We start from the raw sequence: 2,596 nt of genomic DNA on the forward strand, positions 1-2,596 counted from the left end.
CAGATATATCCCGCACATCCGATAAGATTTGGCCACCTCGTACCATGGCACTGGGGTCTTGGGGTATGCCACCCCGTCCGGTAATATAAAAACTACTGGTAGCAGTCCAACGGCAACCTTTAGCGATTTCTTGAGTGCGATCGCGCAGTTCTGTGGGTAATTCAATTAAGCCGTTAGCGGGGGTATAAGCATTGTTAATGCTGATCACCCCATCTACCCCAAACTGAGAACTAGCGGTAATCGCACTATCAGGAAAAACAAATAAGCCTTGGGTAGTAATCGAAATATTTCCCCCATTTCCTTGATTAGCGTCGGCTTTAATAAAGCTACTTTCTAGGAGAGTGACTAAATCCGAGTTAATGATAATGTTGCCACCATCACCGGTTCCTCCTGCTTCTGTGGTAATGGTGCTACCGTTGCGTAATAGTAAGTTGTCTGTGATTTGCAGGTTAATGTTACCGATTTCACCGGATTGAGTCGAGGCGTTGATAGCAGCTTGATTGTTCAGAAAAATCTGACCAGCATTGATTTCTAAATCACCTGCATTACCTGTGCCATCGTTCCTTACCGTTACCTGGGCTCCATCTGTAACTCTCAAAACTGGTGTGTTAATAATAACACTATCGGAATCTCCACTAGGGATACGAGGTAATCCCAATTGCTGTTGTAGAACCTGATCTAAGACATTGGCACTGGAGATAATTAAACTAGGATTGACTGACCCTGGTACAGTACCACTCACCTCAACCGACTCCAAGGCATTAATAATGATAGTTCCAGCTCTACCACTATTGAAGGTAGCAGCACCAACCCGTCCACCATCTTTCAGTACCAATCTGCCAGTATTAATGGTTAAGTCACCAGCTTTGTTTCTACCCCTTGTAGAAGTACTGAAGGCACTAGCAATAAAATTATTAGAATTGAAGCCAATTAGTTCAGTTGATTGAGCATTAACGGTGATATTTCCCCCTTGACCACTTTCGGAAGCTGTGGAGGCGACAACTCCTCCATCAAGAAGCCTCAAGTGCTCAGTCAACAGGGTGATATTTCCTCCCTTACCATCGTCGAGAGCTACAGAAAGCAACTGTTGACTATCAATGGTCAATTGTTTGGTAGAGACGGTAAGATCTCCAGCAGTGCCAGAACGCCAGGTTGAGGTTGTTATGTCACTGCCATTGCTAGGATTAATTGGAGAAAATTCCCGAAGTTGTATCGATTCAGTAGCATTAATCCTGATGTCACCACCCCTTGCAGGAGTAAACGTTCTTGAAGCAATTCCTGACCCCTGAGAAAGGAGTAAGTGCTGGCTAGAGATCACAATATCGGCAGCCTCTCCTCCTCCAATCGTTTCTGTCATTAAAACACTACCTAACTCTCCATCATTGTTATCGGTTCCAATTAACTTGACTGAATCAGAAGCAGTTAGGTTAAGTGCTCCTCCAGGCTGTAAACCTCGATTTTGCAGGAGCATTCTGGAACCACCGAGCAAGGAAATGTTTTGTCCGTGTACTTGAATAGAACCACTGCCTTGACCACTAGCATCTGCTAGGGCTAGGGAGAGCAGCTCGACATTACCAAAGTTTTGCACTGCTTCGTAGCTAAATTGCCAGGTTTCGGAGGTTTGAGTGAGATTAACCAATCCCTCTGTAACACTAGCTAACTCAATTGATCCCGAATCCGCCGCTATTATGCCTCCATCTAAGGTAATCTCACCGCCAATTAGAGCAAGGGTATTGCCAACACCAACTCGCAAACCTGTGAAGCTGGTTACAATAAAAGGATTTTCTGTAGCGATGGTATATCCTGGACCATTTACTGTAATATTTCCCGGATTTGTTCCCATCTGTAAACCAGGGGTAATATTAATCGTTAATAATGGCGCTTGGTTTGGTTCAGTGGCACTAAATTCCATGCCATTTCCAAATACTACACTCTCGGCAGTAGTAGCAAAAAATGAACCTCCGATATTCAACGAAGCATTTTGCCCAAAGATAATTCCAGCTGGATTAATCAGAAATAAATTAGCGTTACCATTAGCACGAATCAAGCCGTCAATGTTAGAAATATTCCCTCCCGTAACACGGCTAAAGATATTGGCAATATCAGCAGCATTGTTAAAGAAGGCTGACCCGTTGCTGGGTACAGAAAATTCCGAGAAGCTATGAAACAAATGATCTGAAGTACGTACCCCAGATTCAATCAAGAAATTCACTCCATCATCACTAGTCACCGTAGTGGATAAAGTGCCATCACTGCTGATTTGGGCGGTGGCGATATTGGGGATGAAGACACTAGAGACTAAAACATAGCAGAGTAAATAGCATCGCTGAATAGTTTGATTCATCAACTTGACCTTGGTTGCTGATGTAATTTTGGTTTGAGTGGGATAAGGTTATTTTTCCCATCAGCCATGGTCAAACTCACAAATCGTGAGCTTTTAGCTCACGCTACGCGAACAGCTGTCAGGTAAAGTAGGGTGGGCAAAATAATCGCTCTCATTAATCATTATTGGAACCAAACTGTTTTTGCCCACCCTACAATCTTTTGCCTTTTGCCTTTTGCCTTTTGCCTTTTGCCTTTTGCCTTTTGCCTTTTG

General features: G+C 43.6%; 1 protein-coding gene. It reads right to left on the minus strand.

Annotated elements, in window-relative coordinates; all coding sequences use genetic code 11:
- On the minus strand, window positions 1-2,344 hold a 2,344-nt coding region (locus AC4II3_RS32390; RefSeq protein WP_488017164.1), incomplete at its 3' end, for a two-partner secretion domain-containing protein.
- Between the last annotated feature and the right edge of the window lie 252 nt (window positions 2,345-2,596).

It is taken from the genome of Moorena sp., assembly GCF_982860115.1.